The organism is Paenibacillus sp. An7 (genome assembly GCF_009870785.1).
In the GTDB taxonomy this organism is placed as follows: domain Bacteria; phylum Bacillota; class Bacilli; order Paenibacillales; family Paenibacillaceae; genus Paenibacillus.
This window is the reverse complement of the sequence record NZ_WTWX01000001.1, coordinates 137,031-158,163: the sequence shown is the minus strand read 5'-3', so window position 1 is coordinate 158,163 and position 21,133 is coordinate 137,031. Positions and strand designations below refer to the sequence as shown.

The following is a 21,133-nucleotide window of genomic DNA, read 5'->3' as shown; positions in this document are numbered from 1 at the left end:
GTAACCTTGAAGTTACAAGAACTCATCAATCAGCTTCGCGTGAAACACACAAATGGGGATACAAATGTGGAAGTATCAGGGGTTAGCATCCATTCTCAAACTTTGAACCCAGGGGACATTTTTGTTTGTATACCGGGTGTGAGTGGACTTCAGGAAGATCGACATCTTTTTATTGATAAAGCGGTGGAAGCGGGGGCTGCTGCTGTCATTGTCGAACGGGATGTGAAAGTAAGTGTTCCAACGGTAAAAGTATCCGATGCAAGGTACGCTTTGGCGGTGCTAGCCAACCATCTTTACGGTTATCCAAGTACGGAGCTGAAATTGATTGGGATTACAGGAACCAACGGGAAAACGACAACGAGTTATATGCTGGAATCGATTCTCACGGAAGCAGGGTACCGAACAGGACTGATGGGGAATACCGGAACAAAAATAGGGTCTGAATGGTTTGAAACAGATATAAATACGCAGGAACCGAATCGCTTACAATATAATCTTCGAAAAATGAGAGATCAGTCCGTCGATTTTTGTTTTATGGAAGTTTCATCACAAGGTCTACATATGGGACGTGTTTTGGGGTGTGATTTTAGAACAGCTGTACTTACCAATGTATCGCAGGATCACTTGGATTATCACGGAACGATGGAAGAATACATTGCTGCCAAAGGATTGTTATTCTCACGAATGGGGAACTCATTTTCAGCTGACCCTCTAAAGAAGAAATATGCAATTTTGAATGCAGATGATGAATCGAGCCATTATTTTAGAGGGGTGACACCGGCACAAGTTGTTACGTACGGAATAGAGAGCAAAGCCGATGTGATGGCAGAAGACATTCAGCTTACTTCAAAAGGCACAAAATTCACAGTCAAAACGTCTATAGGCACGGAAATCCTGGAAATTAATCTGGTCGGTAAATTTAATGTTTATAATGCACTTGCAGCAATCAGCTCGGCAATAGTTGAAGGGATATCACTAGAAAACATAAAACGCGGGTTGTTATCACTGAAAAGTGTCGCTGGGCGAATGGAAATTGTTCATGCCGGTCAAGATTTCCTTGTACTTGTTGACTATGCTCATACACCGGATGGTCTAGAAAATGCCCTTACTACATTACGTGAATTTGCTGATCAGCATATCATTACTGTGTTCGGTTGCGGTGGAGATCGGGATAAGACGAAACGCCCCATCATGGGTAAGCTGGCAGCGGAATACAGCGACATCGTTATCGTGACATCCGATAATCCTCGTTCTGAAGATCCTGATCAGATTCTGCTTGATATTGAACAAGGTGTGCTGGATAGCGATGTCTTCACAGGTCAATACGAACTCATCACCGATCGCAAACAAGCAATTGAGCGAGCAATCACCTTAGTGAGGCCAGGAGATATTATATTGATTGCAGGGAAAGGGCATGAAACTTACCAAATTTTAAAAGATCACACGATTCACTTTGATGATCGAGAAGAGGCGAAAGAAGCGATACTTCGGATCAAATCCAATCACTAAGTTACTAACTTTGAGATTGGCGAAATACACGGTTATTCTAAAAGTCCATAAAGTAGATGAGGTCGCCAGTTGGCGGCTTTTTTCGATTAAGGAACAATGGTTATTACTTAGTAAAGTTCAGCTTAAAAGATTCATTATCTCTCTATCCACTTACTGGTCAATTATAATAACGTAAAGATATCTTCAGATAAAGGAGACCAATTATGAATAAGGGATTTCAGATGGATACCGAGATCAATCGGAATGATACACTAAAACAAACCAAGCAAGCTGCTCTTTATGCACTACAAAAATACGAAATCAACTGGATTTCAATTCACTTCATCCAAATATCGGAGCATGTTACTTTTCGAATTGTTTCAGATATGGATGGATCATTTTTACTGCGGATTCATTCAGCAGACAAAAAAGAGAGAGAAATCAGCTCTGAACTAGAATGGACATCAGCAATGAAAAGTAAGGGCATAACTTTGCCTGTTGCCGTGCGGAATAGGGAGGGCTCTTTAGTCACCACAGCATACTCAGATGATGGAAAGCTGTACCATGCCACTTTATTAACTTGGGTCGAAGGTGAGCGTTTAGAAAAGGGGGCACATACAGAGGAGACGATTTATAAGATGGGGGAATTGATGGCACATCTTCACGAAGCAAGCACTGATTTTAGCCCATCCACTGACTTTTCACGTCCTTCTTGGGGCATCCATACTTTTGAGAGGGATTGGGCTCATCTACAACTCAATCATGGGCATTTTATATCAAATGAAGCGTTAGAGTTGTATTCGATGGCTGCTCAGAAAGTGACAGAACTACTTAAAATACTTACAAGTCACGAACAAAACTTTGGAATGATTCATGCTGACTTACATAATGGTAACATCGTATTCTTTGAAGATGAAGCTTATCCGATTGATTTTGGCAGGTGCGGCTTCGGTTATCACTTATACGATATAGCTCAGTCCATTCTTGGACTATTCCCTCCGCAACGAGTTCTTTTTATTAAAGGGTATGAGAGAATTAGACAATTGGAAGGTGAATACATAACGAAGCTGGAAGCTTTCTTTATTATGGGACTCATTGAGGCCTATAGTTTTCATGCAGATGATTCTGCCGAGTGGGATGGGTTAATTGAAGAGCAACCTTATGCGGAAGCCCTATTAAAAGCATATATAAACGGTTCATCCTTTTTATTCGTGCCACTGGAGATTTCTAGCTAGCAGCTTTTAACTAGTTAGAGGAAAAAGCAACGGCTACCTTTAACTTTAAAATAATATCTTTCATTTTAGCGTACCTATTGTAAACAAAGATACACCTTATGGATCTCATATGGTGTATCTTTGTTTATGTGGACTTCAAAGAAAATAACAGATATGATAGATAGTAAAATGATGGATTTCAGTAATCTAAGAGTCAAATTCAAAGAATTGTTCTTAATGTCTCACAAGATCTATTGTAATGTTCACTTATATTAGAAAGGATTGTGGTGACGAAGATGAGTACGACTCATGGATGGATGAAGGGGAATGTTCCAGCACTTGATATACCCTTTGTTAGAGTGATGGCGGAAGCTACACAGCATATGTGGAGATTTGGATGGGACGAACGAAATGGCGGTAATGTCAGCTATCTTCTCGATGAATCAGAAGTGGCTGCCTATATGGATATTGATCAAGTAATCCGTACATTTAAGCCTGCTTTTCCAGTTAACGAACTAGCGGGAAAGTACTTTATCGTAACGGGTTCCGGGAAATATTTTAAGAACATTATTGATGATCCAGAAGCTAATCTCGGTGTGATTCGTATATCTGAGGATGGGGAGACCCTGGAGCTTCTTTGGGGATTACCAGATGATGCGAAGCCAACAAGCGAGCTGGCTGCCCACTTCATGAGTCATATCGAAAGAATAAAAATCAATCCTAATCATCGTGTAGTCATACATAATCATGCGACAAATGTGATAGCGATGACTTTTATTCATGAATTAAATGAAGATAAGTTTACGAGAACTTTATGGGAAATGTGCACCGAATGTATCGTTGTTTTTCCTGACGGTATTGGAATCATTCCTTGGATGGTACCGGGTTCTAGTGAGATTGGACGAGAGACCGCGCTCAAAATGGCAGAACACCGTGCTGTGTTATGGCCGCATCATGGTATCTTTGGTACAGGCAATTCTATCGACGATGCGTTAGGGCTTATCGAAACGATCGAAAAAGCTGCTCAGATCTATATGTTAATTGCACACCACGAAATTAAGCAAAGAATAACAAACAAAGAGTTAATCGAGCTTGCAGAGGAATTTGGAGTTGTACCGCGTCCTGGAATCTTAAATTAATCAATTCAAAGCTTCTATCCAGTAGGATAGGGCTTTTCTTATGTAATGAGACAGGATAAGCTGGACTTTCTTTGACAGAAAGTTTGGGGAATGAGAAAATAGGTTTCGATGTAAAAAATGTAGAGATTTTTTTAGTGAGTCGATATAGGAGGCATATCAATGAACCAGCGTTTTCGTATCACACGATCGATGCAAGAAAACATAACAGAACAAGCCATTACTTTGGAAGAGTGCAAAGAATACTTTGCAACGAAACCCGATTTTACCTACACGGAGGTTTTTACCGTAAAAGGCACAGAGAGCACCATGTCGATCAAAGGTGATTTCTTCATGTGGAAGTATGAGAATCTTGAAATTCCGTTCCGACTTTACATGGGAGACATCTACGTAGCCGTTGCAAACGAAGCAGTCATTCCTAAAATGCTAGAAATTTCATCAGATCTTCGTGCTGATGTGGTTGAAGGGTAAACCTTACCTTTAAAAGAATCATAGCCTGCTGGATGAATAAATATGTTCAGGTAATCAGGCATATTTTGATCCCCCATACACAAAAATATGGGGGATTTTGACCATCCCCCATAAAGTAATCTTACTATTCAAACTCTACTCACCACATGTGACTGCAGTTTACTCACCTACTCGGATTAAAGCTATCCTTAACGCTCACATGGGAGAACTTTGCATAGTTCAACTGCTCAATATCATTCGCTACATCATTGCTGTCTACAGCCATGCCAACAAATACAGAATCTCGCATTGCGATCGTTTTCTCCCCGATTTTTGTCCAGTTGCTGCCGTCTGGAGAACCATAAGCATAGAAGGTATCGCCGCTACGTCCGAGTTTGAGCCAGTATCCTTGTTCCACACCATTCAGTTTAAATGCAATGTCAGGAAGGAGCTGAATTCCTGCTTCTTGTGCTGCAGACGGGCTGTCCAACGTTTCCGTTAATCGGTCGAAGTCCGCACCCTTACTGTTTCTTCCTGCTAGATAGGCAGACCAGCTATAATCTTTCGATAATTTCACGGTAGAGAGTCCTAGAGCAGCAGTAGCGCTATCCTTTTTCAAATCATCTCGAATCATCAGACCGGTAAAAGCATGATTGTCTACAGAACCAATCTCCTCCAGCTTTGCGGTAATCTCCATATCACCTGATAATTCCTTATAAACGAAATGGAAGTCATCTTTATCTGCATCATTCTCGCGTGATTGCTTCGTGCTGCCTTCACTCATCCCGAGCTTCCCGTTACCTTTCACGGTGAATACTCCATCTGTCATACTTGCAGTACCCTTAAGATCAGGAGATCCAACATCATCAGACTTGAAACCTTCACTAGTAAGAGAGTGAGAAGGCCCATTTACATGAATATTAGCAGCGGTAGTCTGCGTTGAATTTCCTTTCGAATCCGTAACTCTTGCCGAGATATAATACGAAGCATCCGCAAGATCTTTAATTGTATACTCGTAGTTATTCCCTTTCTTCACCGCATCGCCAAGATATTCCGAACCATTGTATACAGCAACCTTGCTAATGTTATGTCCGAATTTGGAGTCCGCTTTGATTTTTACGGAGAGGTCTTCTCCTGCTTTCAATTGTGTATTATGATCTGGTTTTGTCATTTTGGCTTCAGGATTCTCTGCCACATGGTTCATATCGACTAGGCTGTTGATGTATAGTTCAAGCCAGGTATAACCTTGGTCTGTCACTGTCTTATATGCATCTGCGGTATCCCAAATCTTGTTTTTCTTTTCCCAATCATCCTCAATTCCGTTTTGATTCGTGTCATAATTCGCAGGATGCTGTTCTTCAATTACGCCAAAAGGAGAGACATAACCTCCAACCTCATGTTCTGTGTTGATGTATCTACCTAACCCTTTTTCTACTTCAGCTACAATTCTTGCATCAATTGCGTCACGCCGAGGATAGGTGGCTCCTGCTTGCTGTAAGATCGCATCAAGTAATTTATTATTCGCTATTTTTACACCATTTTGTACATAATCATCAAAAGCTTGATTCGTAATTCCGTGATTTACGCCCGTACTATCTGCGGATAGATAAGGTGTAACTGCATAGGTCGTCTTTGTATCACCTTCGACATCACCTGAGTTTCGGATATGTTTTGAAGAAGGATCAAGTATTCCCGTTGGTTTATTATTAATCTGATTGCCTGCGATGTAGAAACCACCTATTTTTTTAGATTCGCCAGCATCGAGGACTCGGTCTTTTACATTATCTCTGGTGCCTGGGCCTGCGATCTCTACGTTGTTCATAAAATTAGTATAGGTAAAGCCGCCGCCATATGTAGTATTAAATCCCCAGTTATAGATGACGTTGTTAGAGAACTGAACGACAGCAACATGATCTGCGTTGGCCGCACCAGCATAACCTCCGCCGAGTCTTGGATTCCGCGAAGTGTGATTTGCGTACAGATTATGATGGAAGGTTGTTTTATCTCCGCCCGCAATACCGCCGTAGCCATGCCGACCTTTCGAGTGCCCCGACAGCGTCAGACTCTCTGAAATAATCGACCACTGAATGGTTCCGTTCTCACCTCTGTAAGTAGACAGGGTCTCATCAGTGTTCCAACTGAAGGAGGAGTGATCAATGATAAAATAGTTGTTGTCTCTTCCCCATAGAGCATCCATTGAATCACTGCCGCTATAGACATTGGTTGCACCTGGTCGGAAGGAGAGATACCTGATGATGATATTTTCCGAATCGCTGATGTTCGTATCCCAGCCCGCAATGGTAATTCCATTGCCAGGTGCCGTTTGACCTGCAATGGTCAGATTTTTAATGTTTTTAAAACGAAGGGTGCCTTTTAGTTCAATGGTACCGGAAACGTTGAAAACAATCGTTCGTCCTTCTTTCGGAGTAGATACAATCCCATATCGAAGCGATCCTTCAATGGGTTGCTCTTTTTCACCATAATCCTCAAGGTTCGTAACAATGTATACATCGCCGCCACGACCGCCGCTAGTGTAAGCTCCGCCGCCTTCTGCACCAGGAAAAGCAGGGATCAGAGCTCCTTTGAACTGATTTCCTTCCGCTGCCTGTACAGAATCAAGACCAAAAGGTTGCAATCCTGTGAATGAAAGCGCTACCGAAAAACTCAAAAAGACAGTCATCATCTTTCTTGAACCTCTTCCTCTTAACTTCCATTTCATCTGATTGTTTGTATAACATGAATGCATTTAGGACGATCTGCAATCCTGTTATACTCCCTCCCTTCATTAATAGGTTGCTTACGTTATTACTTTAAATCTTCTTCTTTGTATTTACATGCCATAAGTTTATTATTTTGTGCCAAATATTGTAGTTTGTTCTTGTACTCATGAGGATATCTATATTATCTTCTTAGTAGTGATGTAGAGTTCGTTAGGAAATTCCAACGTGAATAGGGGAGGAGTAAGGTGTGAAAATCAAATACCAGCATCGCGATCACGATTTTCATCTATTTATTTCTACGAATAATACGTATCCTCTTCATTTGCATAAGAATGTCGAAATCACCTTGGTGTTATCAGGGGAAATTAATATAACTATTAATCAGCAAGATTATATCTTGTCTGAAGGAGAGATCGCGATCGTTTTTCCTAACCAGCCACATAGCTATAAAACGCTGAAAAACAATCAGATTTTGCTGATTTTTTTCGATGCGGCCTTTCCAGGGGACTTTACAGGAGATTTACTTAACTATATACCAGACAGTCCGATCCTCTCAAAAAACGAGGTCATGACGAACGCCCTCACTATGCTGTGCAAATTATATGATGAACAAGTAGACAGACGCTTGATTAAGGCATACCTATCCGTGATTCTAGGACATGCGATGCCGCTATTGTCTCTGCAAAAAGCAGATTATAAGAAAGATATGAATATCATTCAAAAAATACTTACCTATATAGACCTCCATTACTTAGAGCCGATCACGCTTGATACCCTTTCAAAAGAGCTCGGAATCAGTAAATTTCATGCTTCCCGCACATTCTCCGAACAGTTCCAAATCTCTTTTCGAGATTACATTAACGCCCAGCGGGCCGCTTATGCTTACATGCTGCTGACGTCCACTACGAAACCAGTCACTGCTATTGCATTTGATTCTGGATTTAATAGTTTGCGATCTTTCTATCGTGCTTTTAAAAAAGAATATGCCACTACGCCTAATGAATTTCGAAGAAATATTTCGGAAGCCATGCGTTTATAGTAATATAGAGAAAAAATATATAGAAACGATGTTGATGATGAAAATTGAACTAGACAACCAACAAATTGATTTTCATGTGGAATATGGTCCACGTAAAAAACTCTCCATTCAGATCTATCCTTCGGGCCTGATCATTGTGAAAGCGCCAAAGCATACAGAAGATGAGGTAATCATGAACGCTGTACGTCAGCAAGGAGATAAGATTGTAAAACAACTCCGCGCGATTGAAGCTGCTCGTACACCGTCAAAGATAAGAGAGTACGAAGAAGAAGGGAAATTCCTTCATCTGGGAAAGTATTATTTCTTGCACGAACTCATTGAGACGAAAGGTAGAACAGAAGAAGAGTTAAGAGCTGATTTAAAGGAATTTTACTTTACAAGCTGTAAGAAAGTGATTAACGAACGTATTAAAATCTATCAAAAGCAGCTCAAAGTTACGCCCAAATCGTTCGTTATTGAGGAATCTAGGACGAAGTGGGGGAGCTGCAACTCAGCGAAACAACTTACTTTTAATTACCGTCTTGCGATGGCGCCGATCGAGGTGATCGATTATGTCGTGATTCATGAACTCTGCCATCTGCTGCATATGAATCATGATCGCTCTTTTTGGAGACGAGTCGGAAGTGTAATGAAGGATTACAAAGAAAAAGAGGCCTACCTTGCGAGATATGGGCAAGATATGTCATTGTAAACACCGTGAGTAAACCATATATTGTAAGGTTTGTTCTTTTCTTGTGCGTGTGCTGTAGAAACCGCTCATAAAACTTGAATTTTCGCTTTGTGACTAATAATATTAATCCATAGAAATGTTTAGGATAAGGGGAAGTTTGAGAGAAAATGAAAATACAGCAGCCGTATAGTATTAGAAAAGTGCAAGCTTGCGAACGTGACCAAATCGTAGAGTTTATGATGAGGGTACGCAAAGAAATCTTCCCGATGTTAGCTCAGGATGAGCTTCCGCAAGACTTGCTTCATTTTAATGAATATTATATGAAGCAGGATGATGCAGCGATTTTTGCTGCTTTTTTTGAGGACGGAACGGTAATTGGAACCATCGCGATTACTCCATATGATGGGAGATTTGTTCAACTGGATCGATTCTATCATCATAGTAAAACGGCAGAAATTGTGAAATGCTATGTTGATCGGAACTATCGAAGATTTGGTTTGGGGTCGATTTTATACAATGAAGCCTTGCAATTTTGTAAGCAGGCTGGCTATGAAACGCTATATTTGCATACCCATCCGTTTCTACCGGGTGCGATCCCCTTTTGGAAGTCAAAAGGTTTTGAAGAAAGACTTGCTGAAGATGATCCAATCTGGAATACACTTCATATGGATGTACAAGTAGAACAGCACCAAGGATAGGACCATACTTTTATAACAAAAAGGGAGCACACGAAGTGAAGAAATTACAGATCAGTATGACTTTATTACTCGGTTTACTCATGGTATTCGTTACAGGATGTCAAGGGGGAAATGCGGCGGGTACGGAAGATCGTTCACGCAATGAAATCGTCTATGCCAGCACAAAAGATATAAGAGATATCAACCCTCATTTATATAGCGGGGAAATGTCAGCCCAAAATATGGTGTTTGAATCACTTGTCATTAATACAGACGAAGGTGTAAAACCTGCTCTAGCTGAGAGTTGGGACATTTCAGAAGACGGGTTAGAGTATACCTTTCATTTGAGACAAGATGTTACTTTTACCGATGGAGAGCCTTTTAATAGCGAAGCTGTAAAGTTAAATATGGATGCAATATTAAAAAATAGTGAACGCCATGCTTGGCTTGATATGGTCAATGAGATTAAAGAAAACGTGGTAGTCGATGAATATACATATAAACTTGTATTAAAGCATCCCTACTATCCAACTTTAACTGAACTCGGTCTTACTCGTCCATTCCGATTTATCTCGCCTAAATCTTTTATTGATGGGCAGACAAAAGATGGAGTTAGCAGTTATGCAGGGACAGGTCCTTGGGTGTTAACGGAACACAAAGAGGGGCAATATGCCGTATTTACCGCGAATGAAAATTACTGGGGTGAAAAACCAAAAGTCTCTACGGTGAAGTGGAAGGTAATGCCGGATCCGCAAACGATCTTGCTTGCTCTTCAAAAAGGGGAAGTGGATCTCATCTTTGGTGCTGACGGCGATATGATAGATATTGACTCGTTCAAAGCATTAGAAGAACAAGGTCAATATACAACGGATATAAGTAAACCGGTTGCTTCTAGAGCTATTTTGTTAAACTCCAACAAGCCGATTACAGGTGATGTTAAAGTCCGTGAAGCTTTTCAATATGCAATTGATAAAAAGTCCATCGCTGATGAGATTCTGAATGGTTCGGAATCTGTGGCAGATACGTTACTCTCGTCAACGGTGCCTTATAGTGATCTGGATTTAGAGGTAAGAACGTTTGACCCCGATAAGGCAAACAAACTTTTAGATGAAGCAGGCTGGGCACTTGGAAATGACGGCTATCGATATAAGGATGGGAAAAAGTTAGAGCTTTCTATTTACTACAACTCTAACAATGCGCAAGAAAAAACAATCAGTGAATTCATCCAAAGCGATTTTAAAAACGTTGGAGCTGAATTGAAAATCATTGGTGAAGAGAAACAAGCCTTTTTAGATCGACAAAAATCAGGTGAGTTTGATCTCATGTACTCCTTATCATGGGGTACTCCCTATGACCCTCAATCTTATCTATCCTCATGGAGAATTCCGGCACATGGTGATTATCAAGCACAGATTGGACTGGAACAAAAAGAATGGCTAGATGACACCATTACAGCCGTGATGATTGAGGCAAGTGAAGAGAAGCGTCAGGAGATGTATAAAGATATTCTCTCTTATATTCATGATGAGGGAGTATATATTCCTCTTACGTATTCGCGCACAAAAGCAGTTTATGTTCCGGAGTTAAAAGGTGTAACATTTAATGTTTCCCAATACGAGATACCATTTGAAAAGATGTATTTCGAACAATCATAATTTAAGGTGAAAAAGGCAGATCCCAAGCATCTGTCTTTTTCATTCATTTTAGGGAGAATCACAAAATGGGAAATTACATGATCAAAAGATTGCTAAGCATGATACCCATCTTATTAGGTATATCCTTTTTGTCTTTTATTCTGATTAATTTAAGTCCAAGTGACCCTGCTGAAGTCGCACTTCGTGTGAATGAAATAACACCGACAGAAGCAACGGTTGCGGAAATGCGCACAGAACTTGGCCTCGACAAGTCTTTTATTGAGAGGTATGCAGCATGGGTAGGAGACAGTCTGCAAGGAGATTTTGGTAACAGTTATATTACGAATAAACCGGTCATTAGCGAAATGAGCCGAGCAATTCCTGCGACTTTGCATCTAGCCATGGTGTCATTAGCAATTATTTTGACAGTTAGCATCGTGGCCGCTGTCATATGTACCGTTTATGAGGGTACGATGATTGACCGTTTTATAAGAGGATTGGTTTTTGTATCGGAGGCAATCCCAAGCTTCTGGATTGGTTTACTCCTCATGTGGTTATTTGCAGTAAAGCTAAATTTACTGCCTACAAGTGGAATGGAGTCACCAGGCTCCGTTATTCTTCCAGCCGTTACGCTTTCTTTTGCCTATATATCAACCTACGTCAGACTGCTGCGTAATAACATGGTGAAGAACAAGCTGGAGAATTATGTACTGTATGCAAAAGCTCGCGGCTTAAAGGAACAGAAGATTTTTGAACATATATTTAAAAACTCTCTGCAATCCTCGATTGCTGCACTTGGCATGTCCATCCCTAAACTTATTGCAGGTACAGTTATCGTGGAAAATATCTTTGCATGGCCAGGAGTAGGGCGATTATGTATTACAGCGATATTCAATCATGATTATCCAGTCATTCAAGCTTACGTACTTCTTATGGCGGTATTATTTGTAGGCTGTAATTTACTTGTTGATATCATTACGATGTTATTAGATCCAAGACTTAGAAAAGAGGCTTAACTGTGGGGGTAATAAATAGATTAAAAAATGATCGACTAGCGATGATATGTATAGGGTTTCTATTTGTTGTCATCTTAGCTGGAATATTTGCACCAATGCTTGCACCGCATAATCCGATTGAAACCAACGTAAAAGAGAAATTTACAGGGATAAGTATGAGCTATCCGCTAGGTACGGATCAGCTTGGGCGCTGCATTTTGTCAAGGTTACTCTATGGGATACGAACCACGGTATTTACTTCCTTATTAGCAATGGCAGCAACGATTATTATAGGTACAATTCTCGGAGTGATCGCCGGGATTACACGAGGGAAAGTAGATGAACTCATTATGAGAATATGTGATGTATTTTTATCTTTTCCAAGTGAAGTGATGATTCTGGCGATTGTGGGAATGATGGGTCCCGGATTATTCAATGTGATTCTCGCAAGTATTATCGCAAAATGGGCTTGGTACACACGGATGATCCGTACGATTGTTTTAAAATATACTGACAAAAATTATATCCGGTTTGCTAAAGTGTCAGGTTGCAGTACGAGGCATATTGTAAAAACGCATATTTTACCGGGAGCAGCTGGAGAAATTGCAGTGTTAGCCACACTTGATACAGGATCTGTCATCCTTGTCATTTCAGCGCTGTCTTTCTTAGGATTAGGTGTACAAGCTCCAACACCTGAGTGGGGGATGATGCTCAATGAAGCAAAAAACGTGATGATTGTACATCCTTATCAAATGCTTGCTCCTGGAATAGCGATTCTGCTAGTGGTAGCGGCTTTTCATTTCGTAGGGGACAGCCTGCAAGATGCCTTTGATACGAAGCGTGGAACGAAGAAGGGGTGAGATGAACTTGAGTGTGTTAGAAGTAAAGGGCCTATCCATAACAGATCCACGGAAAAAGACAGTCCTCGTAGAAAATGTGAATTTCACGTTAGATCGCAATCATTGTCTTGGTATTGTCGGTGAAAGCGGAAGCGGTAAATCCATTACCACAAAGGCTATACTGGGACTAACTCAGCCCTCACTGAAGGTTACGGGGCATGTTTATTTTGATGGCGATGATCTATTGCAGCTGGATAAGAAAGCGATGAGAAAGATAAGAGGCAAGCAGATCTGCATGATCTTGCAAGACGCGATGTCTGCCTTTGATCCATTATATACCATGGGAAGTCAAATGATCGAGACATTGTGTGAGAACCTCGAAATATCGAAAAAAGAAGCGAGAATTCTCTCTATTATAGAGCTTCAAAAGATGCAAATCAAAGAACCAGAACAAGTGCTGAAGAAATACCCGCATCAGTTATCAGGCGGTATGCTGCAGCGGTGTATGATTGCTATTGCGATGGCAGTGAAACCAGATATTATTATTGCGGATGAACCTACTACTGCGCTTGATTCCATCACGCAAAATGAGGTAGTAAAAGAGTTTGAGCGACTAAGAAGTGAACTCGATACGGCTGTGATTTTTATATCCCATGACCTTGGTGTTGTACAAAGACTAGCGCAAACGGTACTTGTCATGAAAGAAGGAAAACAAGTAGAGTACGGGAAAATAGAAGATGTATTCTCAAACCCAGAGCAGGAGTATACAAAGTTTTTAATTCATACCCGAGAACAATTAACGAAGTCCTTTTCAGATGCGATGAGAAAGGATGATTCTGTGTAATGCTTGAAGTAAAAAATGTGTATAAGAACTATAAACGATCAGGGAACGGGCGTAGAAAAGAGAAGCTGAACGTATTACAGGATGTCTCTTTTCAGATACATGCAGGCGAATGTGTGGGCTTGGTTGGAGAGAGCGGAAGTGGAAAAAGTACATTAGGCAGGCTCATCTTAGGTCTTGAAAAAGCCGACGCTGGCTCCATACGTATGGAAGACAAAGAGATAACGACATGGATCAAAGAAAATAAGGGGCAAATGAGCGTCGTTTTTCAGGACTATACCTCGTCTGCTAATCCATATTATAAAGTGAGTGACGTCATTAGTGAGCTGCTTCGAGCCTTTGGAACAACTGGAGATATTCAAGAACAAGTGGAATCTTTGTTACAAAAAGTCGGACTCCCTTTATCGGTGGCAAATAAGTATCCCCATGAACTAAGCGGCGGTGAGTTACAAAGAGTGTGCATCGCGAGAGCGATTAGTAGAAATCCAAGATTTCTAGTGCTGGATGAAGCGATTAGTTCACTTGATGTATCAACACAATCGCAAATTATGGAACTGCTGTACAGGCTGAAAGAAAACGATAATATGTCCATTCTCTTCATCGCTCATGATCTGCAGGCCGTATCCCATTTATGTGATCGAGTCCTGTTTATGGAGAATGGCCAAATTGTAGAGCAGATTGCAACTAAGAGCCTCTCTGCGGTTCAGAACGACTATGCAAAAAGACTGCTGGATTCTGTTATTTCTTTTCATGTCTAATCGGGTGTTTGAAAAGCCCTACGACGCGGTTTATACGTCTAACCCTATAATATAATTAAATAGTTGTATTCAGTTATAGTCGTATTCTCCCCATAGTATGATGACGATTATGTTATGCTAAACTTAAGAGAAATCAATGTTAGCTGAAAATGAGTAAATAAAGCAGATTACTATTGGGGAGGTCATAAAAATTTGACAAACCAAGAGCATGAAGAAGAGTTAACTGGGGGAAATGTTTCTAAAGTGTACCGAGTAGCTGATACGGTACGGCGAGAACTTCATTCGGCCAGCCCTAGAATCCATAAACTGTTACAGCATCTAGAGGATAAAGGTTTTTATTATGCCCCAAAGTTTTTAGGAATCGATGAAAAAGGAAGAGAGATATTATCGTTCATCGAGGGGGAAGCTGGTAATTACCCCGTAAGAGAGTATATGTGGTCTAATGAAACATTAACTAAAATAGCGAAAATGCTCCGTTTTTACCATGATTCTGTTAAAGATTTTCCGGTTGATCCTAGCTGGGAACCCATTGATCTTACTCCCGAGCCTCTTGAGGTCATCTGTCATAATGATTTTGCGATATATAATATTATTTTTGATAAAGAAATGCCGGTAGGTATTATAGATTATGATGTTGCTGAGCCAGGTCCGAGAATTTGGGATATTTCGTACACTCTGTATACATGCGTTCCCTTAAGCAGATTCTATCTGTCTAAAACGGGGGAACCCATTCCTTATGATCCAGTGAAGCATGAAGGTCGAATAAAACAAAGGATCGCTTTGTTTCTTGAGTCTTACGGCACAGAAATAACAAGTAATGTTTTGGATATGGTATTGCTGCGTTTAGAAGGGCTATGTAAAACGATAGCGAGAAGAGCGAAGCAAGGGGAAGTCGCATTTCAAAAAATGATAGATGAAGGGCATCTTGAACACTATGAGAGTGATATTAGATTCATTCATGAACATAGGAGAGCGTGGGTGTAATTAATTCTACTTTTTGGTTTTGTTAGTTTGTCCAAGAAACAGCTCGGTACCGTTCCTGTTTTTGAAATGGCGAATTATAAAAAGAGTACAAGGTAGGGAGAATCACAATAGCCTATTTGCTTTCCTGCAGTGTTAAATATCGAACTAAGACCCATATACAAAAAAAACAACCGTCTGTTGGATATTCCTAGAGTCGGTTGTTTTTCGTTCTGCAAATCTTAAATTTCGATGTTAGTAAATATAATTCTATTATTCTATTGAGAACTTTTGTATGTGCTTAATGATAATTTCAGATACCTCTGGTTCATTAAACTGTGTAAGCCAGTGACCGGCATTCAGTTCATGGAAATCATAATAACCTTTCATATAGGTGTGACTTTTCTCTACTCCTGCACGCGCAAGAGCCAAATCTTCGTTTCCCCAAATGAAAGCGGTCGGAGTTTCAACATCTCCATATGGAATCTGTTCTTCAACCTGCATGATGCCGCGATACCAATTAATAACAGCAGTTCTAGCCTCAGGCTGTGAGAAAATCCGCATATAGTCTTCCAGCGTTTCTTGATCGAAGCCTTCCCATAAATGACGCAAAACAGCATAATCATTAGCAGCTATTAAGGATTCGGGAGCATCCGGCTCCATAAATTTAGTTACATAGGCACCTTTTTGTTTTTGCACCGGATCATTTTCCAGCGCCCATTTGTAAGCATCCCAATGAGGCACAGACATAGCGGTCCACGTCTGTATCCGCTGAGGATATAAAGTGACAACGCTCCAACCAACGGCTGCCCCCAGATCATGTCCAACCAGGTGAAATTTACCTGAGCAGCCCATTACATCTGCAAATCCAATGACATCAGCAGAAAGTTTTTTCAAAGAATAATTTTCATAGCCGTCAGGACGGGCACCAGCTGAATATCCTCTTTGATCAGGAGCTAGACAGCGATAGCCGAGTGCGGCCAATTTAGACATGGTTTCTTCCCATATAATCGAACTTTCCGGAAATCCGTGAAGGAAAATGACCAGTTCACCGTCTTGCTCTAACCCTGCCGTACGGCAGAGGTACTCCATACCATTCATTTTGAGTGTAGTTTTCGTAACTGTAGTGTTCATAAGAATCTCCTTATAGCGTAATAAATTATTAGATATTAATAGAGTGGTAAATCTTGGTGCATACAACTCCTAGTAGAATAAACTACCCTTCTAGCTTGGATATGTCAAGTTATCCATATGTGTTAGAAGTCCTCTTCATAATATGTAAACCACTTTTATAACGATTACCACCTTTCTACGGAGAATCATCTCCAAAAGATGGAATCTTCCATATTTTCAAAACTACGTACGGCGAAAGCCGACGGATCACTTTGCGATAGCAAAGAAACATTCACTCGCAATTCACTCGCAATTCACTCGCAATACACTTGCAATTCGAAACTCGTTATTTAGTACTCATTATGGTACTCGTCATTTAAGTTTTGGAGTTTAAGCGGAACTTGTGTTAAACAAGTGAAGATCAATAGATGCCCGGTGAGGTTTTTGGATCGTGAGCGACTTTTGGCTTTGCGCAGCAAAACAAGTGGAGCGAATGAGCCAAAATACCGAACTTACACTGATATGTGAATGGCGACAGGAAGAAGATAAGTCTATAATCTAATTTAATATGAAAATTGATGAAAAGGAGGGAATAAATAATTTGTTAGATTGTTAAAGACTGAATTGTAAGCGTGACCATATTTGAAAAAGGAGTGATTTCATGCCAAAAGGTACGAACAAGCTTCCCATATGGAAAAAAGCCGCTGCAGCTGGAATAAGCGCTGTCCTTTTAAGTACGGGAGGCTATGCTTCTGCAGCACAGGACATAAGTGGAAAGGGGCATCAGAATATGGAAAACCGCATTCAGATGGAGTATTTGGACCGAGGGCTTATTGCGGTAAAGACAGGAGAAGGTAACTTTTTGAGTTGGAGGTTGCTCGCTCAAGAGGTATCCGGAAGCAGTGAAACCGGGCTGATAGGCACTAATTTTCATGTATATCGAGACGGGAAATTTGTAGGTGAAGTGACAAACAGTACGAATTTTCTTGACCCCGCAGGTGCAACAGGTTCCTCTTATTACGTCTGTGCAGTGTCTAATGGGAAAGAGGTGGATAGAAGTAACTCCGTTACGCCTTGGAATCATGGATATTATGATCTTCCAATTCAAAAGCCTGCTGACGGGATCACGCCAGCCGGTGAAAGCTATAGCTACTCTGCAAATGATATGAGCGTAGGGGATGTGGATGGAGACGGACAACTAGAGTATTTTGTAAAATGGGACCCAAGTAATGCTAAAGACGTCTCCCAAGTGGGATATACCGGAAATACCTATGTTGATGCCTATACGATTACGGGAGAATTGCTGTACCGAATCGACCTGGGTGTAAACATTCGTTCAGGAGCGCATTATACGCAGTTCCTCGTTTATGATTTTGATGGGGACGGCAAGGCAGAGCTTATGTTTAAGACGGCACCGGGAACTAAAATTCTTCATTATAATAAACAAGGAGAGATTACATCCGAAAAATATATCACGATGCTGGACGAAGATCTGGCTGCAGGATATACAAATGAAGATGATTATCGAGTAAGCCGAGAAGGATATTACGAGCACATGGTGGGCATGTTTATGGACTGGCATGACTACGAGGAAGTACGTAATGGAAGCTGGCCGCAAACCCTCGAAGAGGCTTTCGGTATTGAAACGAAGTATGAATATCCTCTGTCTCGTGCTGATGCGGAACAGTTGACGGATTATTTTATGGACGTATTTGCTCCTTCTAAAGATGCGAATCGGAATAAGTTTCGTGAATTCGAAGGGTTTATTTTATCTGGTCCTGAGTACTTAACTGTGTTCGAGGGAGCAACGGGGCAAGAGCTGAAAACCATTCGTTATAAACCGGGTCGTACCGACGATGGACTGCGCTGGGGTGATTATGCGATGAACCGTATAGAGCCTGGGAACAGGGTAGATCGGTTCTTGTCCGGTGTTGCGTATCTGGATGGACAGCAGCCTTATGCTGTATTTGCAAGGGGTTACTATACTCGAACAACCTTAGTTTCTTATAACTGGGACGGAACTAACTTGAATGAATATTGGTATGTAGACAGTGGCTGGGCTCCAATGACAAATCCGTTCAGAGACAGCCCGCATGGAAGACCGGGTACGGACCCTCAGTACGGTCAAATTACGACCCAAGGAGCTCATTCGCTCAGTGTAGCTGATGTGGATGGGGATGGTAAGCAGGAAATAGTATATGGATCAGCGACGATTGACCATGATGGGTCTGTGTTATCCAATTCTTCTGCAGTTATGCCTCCGCAAAGTGCTAACCCTGGGGCAATTGCCAACCTAGGTCATGGTGATGCACTGCATGTAGCGAATATTGATCCAATGCGGGAAGGGCTAGAAGTATACATGGTGCACGAAGGTGGACCATATGCCCCTTATGGTTACGCTCTGAGAGACGCGAAGACAGGAGAGGTCATCTATGGCGGTTACACGGGAAAAGATACTGGACGCGGAATGATTGGTGACATAGATCCAGAACATCCAGGGCTCGAAACCTGGGCCGTTGGCGTCTACACCGCTCAAGGTGAAAAGATCAGTGACAAGATGCCGGGTACGAACATGAGCATCAAATGGTCGAAAGATATGACAACTCAAATCATCAATGGAGCACTGGAAAATACACCCACAATTGATGATTGGAAAAAAGGAACTGTACTTACTGCGGAAGGTACACGCACGAATAACCACACCAAGGGAACGCCATCCCTTGTGGCGGATGTGTTTGGAGATTGGCGGGAAGAAATGCTTGTACGCACGGTGGACAGCAGCGCCATTCGTATATATACGAATACGGAAGTAACAGAGCGCAAGCTGCATACGCTCTTACATGATCCTCAGTACCGTGCGGGAGTAGCTACACAGAATACAGGCTACAATCAGCCTGTATACACTAGTTACTACTTTGCTTCGGATACCGATTTTAGTAAAGTGAACGTTCCAAATGTGTTCATTCCCGGATTACTGAATGTTCTTGAACAGCACCATGGTATGTATGTCGAACAAGGAGAACTCGGCGGTGTTGTGGTGAATCAGACAACAAATTCACTAAAGCAGGCACGTCATCATTATGACAAGCAAGATCTGAAACAAGCATCGTCTTTTCTTGAGAAATACATTTCGCAACTGAATAAACGAGAGGGGAAAGACACGGTTAGCGAAAAGGCAAAACTGAATTTAATTCAGCATGCGGAGCGGTTAGTTGAACAGTGGAAATAGTGTTCTGGTCTACATTATACAGGGAGAAAAATGTTGCTCAATTAGCTGAATTTGGTTCAAAGAGGGTAGCCCAGATTACGAAGGCTACCTTCTTTGTTTACCTTACATTAATAAGAATACATTGAGCACAAAAATAATATAAAGTGAGTATTCTCAAAATGCTTCAAGTGAATGGGTCTGGAGTGTTAATCTGCATCATAGCTGTTTTCAATACTGGGTATTACCTGATTGCGTAGTTTTACCGGCGGCATATCCTTTGAACAAGGTTGGCACATTATGATAACGTGTATTTGTTATTTTAGCAGCACTGCTGCTGCTGTCCGTACGGAAGATGGAGTCCTTCACATTTGAAATGTTAGAACTATCCAGTGTGAAATTCACCGCATAAGTAGTTCCTCCGTTCTGACGTGCCAGCTTACCGATGTCATCAGCTCTAAAGTTCTTAATGTTGATCGTACCGGAAGCATTGGCCTGGAACACTTTGTCGTAAGCTTTATATGCACCGCCCCCTGTAATATTGACCGTGCCTGATGCTTTGAGCGTCAATGCATCCTCGCCTACATCTAGCCATGTCACATTGGATATTGTAGCGTTTCCATAACAGTGCACCCCATCAGCTCCAGGAGCGCCTATGATTACATTCTTCAGCGTTGCATTTTTCCCAAGTCTAAAGATCGGTTTCTGGTTCTCCCCCTGACCGCCATCTCCCAGGGTACTTGGATTAGCCACATAAGTTTTTCCACTGCCGTCAAAAGTTTGGCCTTCGGGTACGATAATCGTTGTGCTGACTACAATTGGCGATGCGGCTGACACCGAAACCGGCTGAGTGACATAAAACACGGAAATCATGGCAAAAGACAGAAACAAAACTAAAGCTTTTTTCAATAAATTCCACCCTTTCTAGTGTAGGTTGTTTGGTCCGACCTTACGTCGGTCCACTGAGGTTATATGCAGGTATGCACCTATACGCATAATCCTGGTTATAAGAGTATTCTATAAGCGCTAACATAGAACAAGGGAATTATCATGAAGAACATACATTTTTTTAAGAAGAAATAAGAAGCAATACATAGACGGCTGGAGTTAAATGGATTAATATGGATAATAATGTAAAATAGAGCGAGAGGTGCTAAAATTGTGGCTGAGCTTGATTCCCGAGATTTTCTTATTGTTAATGAATATGGGCTTATCGGAGTAGCCCTATCTTTGTTGTGTTTTATAATCATACTTGAGTTTATGAAGAAAGATGAAAAAATAAATTGGAAGAATGTATTGATCAATACGGCTGGAATGACAATTACAATCTATCTCTTCAATGCTGTTATCGTTTTATTCAAAGCGATCTTTTAATAAACCAGTCCCTATGTTTC

Annotated in this window: 18 protein-coding genes; 15 read left to right on the top strand and 3 right to left on the bottom strand. The window is 41.2% G+C overall.

The window, feature by feature from the left end:
• Positions 1 to 6 precede the first annotated feature (6 nt).
• From GQY27_RS00665 to GQY27_RS00650, 4 genes are all read left to right on the top strand, one after another.
• Positions 7 to 1,509 carry a UDP-N-acetylmuramoyl-L-alanyl-D-glutamate--2,6-diaminopimelate ligase gene (locus GQY27_RS00665; RefSeq protein WP_160031590.1) on the top strand — a complete coding sequence of 501 codons (1,503 nt, stop codon included), beginning with the start codon at positions 7 to 9 and terminating at the stop codon, positions 1,507 to 1,509.
• Positions 1,510 to 1,712: 203 nt separating this feature from the next.
• Positions 1,713 to 2,723: a phosphotransferase enzyme family protein gene (locus tag GQY27_RS00660; RefSeq protein WP_160031589.1), complete on the top strand. Its 1,011-nt coding sequence runs from the start codon at positions 1,713 to 1,715 to the stop codon at positions 2,721 to 2,723.
• Positions 2,724 to 2,998: 275 nt separating this feature from the next.
• Positions 2,999 to 3,841, top strand: a complete 843-nt coding sequence (gene rhaD, locus GQY27_RS00655; RefSeq protein ID WP_160031588.1) for a rhamnulose-1-phosphate aldolase — start codon at positions 2,999 to 3,001, stop codon at positions 3,839 to 3,841.
• A 159-nt stretch (positions 3,842 to 4,000) separates the two neighbouring features.
• On the top strand, positions 4,001 to 4,309 hold the full coding sequence (locus tag GQY27_RS00650) for a hypothetical protein (RefSeq protein WP_160031587.1): 309 nt from the start codon (positions 4,001 to 4,003) through the stop codon (positions 4,307 to 4,309).
• Positions 4,310 to 4,472: 163 nt separating this feature from the next.
• Here the strand turns inward: GQY27_RS00650 and GQY27_RS00645 are convergent, their stop codons facing one another.
• Positions 4,473 to 6,971, bottom strand: coding sequence for a pectate lyase family protein (locus GQY27_RS00645; RefSeq protein ID WP_160031586.1), 2,499 nt, complete (start codon positions 6,969 to 6,971; stop codon positions 4,473 to 4,475).
• Positions 6,972 to 7,255: 284 nt separating this feature from the next.
• Between GQY27_RS00645 and GQY27_RS00640 the strand changes: the two genes are divergently transcribed.
• From GQY27_RS00640 to GQY27_RS00600, 9 genes are all read left to right on the top strand, one after another.
• Positions 7,256 to 8,047, top strand: a complete 792-nt coding sequence (locus tag GQY27_RS00640) for an AraC family transcriptional regulator (RefSeq protein ID WP_160031585.1) — start codon at positions 7,256 to 7,258, stop codon at positions 8,045 to 8,047.
• A gap of 37 nt (positions 8,048 to 8,084) precedes the next feature.
• A complete protein-coding gene (locus tag GQY27_RS00635) occupies positions 8,085 to 8,738 on the top strand; it encodes a M48 family metallopeptidase (RefSeq protein WP_160032013.1) in 654 nt (217 codons plus the stop codon).
• A gap of 146 nt (positions 8,739 to 8,884) precedes the next feature.
• Positions 8,885 to 9,415: a GNAT family N-acetyltransferase gene (locus GQY27_RS00630; RefSeq protein WP_160031584.1), complete on the top strand. Its 531-nt coding sequence runs from the start codon at positions 8,885 to 8,887 to the stop codon at positions 9,413 to 9,415.
• Positions 9,416 to 9,450: 35 nt separating this feature from the next.
• Positions 9,451 to 11,049: a nickel ABC transporter substrate-binding protein gene (gene nikA / locus GQY27_RS00625; protein ID WP_442950864.1), complete on the top strand. Its 1,599-nt coding sequence runs from the start codon at positions 9,451 to 9,453 to the stop codon at positions 11,047 to 11,049.
• 65 nt (positions 11,050 to 11,114) lie between these two features.
• A complete protein-coding gene (gene opp1B, locus GQY27_RS00620) occupies positions 11,115 to 12,044 on the top strand; it encodes a nickel/cobalt ABC transporter permease (RefSeq protein WP_160031583.1) in 930 nt (309 codons plus the stop codon).
• Positions 12,045 to 12,046: 2 nt separating this feature from the next.
• Positions 12,047 to 12,883: a nickel/cobalt ABC transporter permease gene (gene opp1C, locus GQY27_RS00615; protein WP_160031582.1), complete on the top strand. Its 837-nt coding sequence runs from the start codon at positions 12,047 to 12,049 to the stop codon at positions 12,881 to 12,883.
• Between the two features lie 13 nt (positions 12,884 to 12,896).
• On the top strand, positions 12,897 to 13,706 hold the full coding sequence (locus GQY27_RS00610) for an ABC transporter ATP-binding protein (RefSeq protein ID WP_236570450.1): 810 nt from the start codon (positions 12,897 to 12,899) through the stop codon (positions 13,704 to 13,706).
• Positions 13,706 to 14,461, top strand: a complete 756-nt coding sequence (locus GQY27_RS00605) for an ABC transporter ATP-binding protein (protein ID WP_160031580.1) — start codon at positions 13,706 to 13,708, stop codon at positions 14,459 to 14,461. The genes GQY27_RS00610 and GQY27_RS00605 overlap by 1 nt, the downstream gene beginning before the upstream one ends.
• A 192-nt stretch (positions 14,462 to 14,653) precedes the next feature.
• Positions 14,654 to 15,445 carry an aminoglycoside phosphotransferase family protein gene (locus tag GQY27_RS00600; protein WP_160031579.1) on the top strand — a complete coding sequence of 264 codons (792 nt, stop codon included), beginning with the start codon at positions 14,654 to 14,656 and terminating at the stop codon, positions 15,443 to 15,445.
• 249 nt (positions 15,446 to 15,694) lie between these two features.
• Here the strand turns inward: GQY27_RS00600 and GQY27_RS00595 are convergent, their stop codons facing one another.
• Positions 15,695 to 16,555, bottom strand: a complete 861-nt coding sequence (locus GQY27_RS00595) for an alpha/beta fold hydrolase (RefSeq protein WP_160031578.1) — start codon at positions 16,553 to 16,555, stop codon at positions 15,695 to 15,697.
• 640 nt (positions 16,556 to 17,195) lie between these two features.
• Here GQY27_RS00595 and GQY27_RS00590 point away from each other — a divergent pair.
• On the top strand, positions 17,196 to 19,763 hold the full coding sequence (locus GQY27_RS00590) for a rhamnogalacturonan lyase (RefSeq protein WP_160031577.1): 2,568 nt from the start codon (positions 17,196 to 17,198) through the stop codon (positions 19,761 to 19,763).
• 207 nt (positions 19,764 to 19,970) lie between these two features.
• Here the strand turns inward: GQY27_RS00590 and GQY27_RS00585 are convergent, their stop codons facing one another.
• On the bottom strand, positions 19,971 to 20,648 hold the full coding sequence (locus GQY27_RS00585) for a pectate lyase (protein ID WP_328802922.1): 678 nt from the start codon (positions 20,646 to 20,648) through the stop codon (positions 19,971 to 19,973).
• 252 nt (positions 20,649 to 20,900) lie between these two features.
• On the opposite strand from GQY27_RS00585, the gene GQY27_RS00580 reads away from it, so the two are divergent.
• A complete protein-coding gene (locus tag GQY27_RS00580; RefSeq protein WP_160031576.1) occupies positions 20,901 to 21,113 on the top strand; it encodes a hypothetical protein in 213 nt (70 codons plus the stop codon).
• Positions 21,114 to 21,133 lie beyond the last annotated feature (20 nt).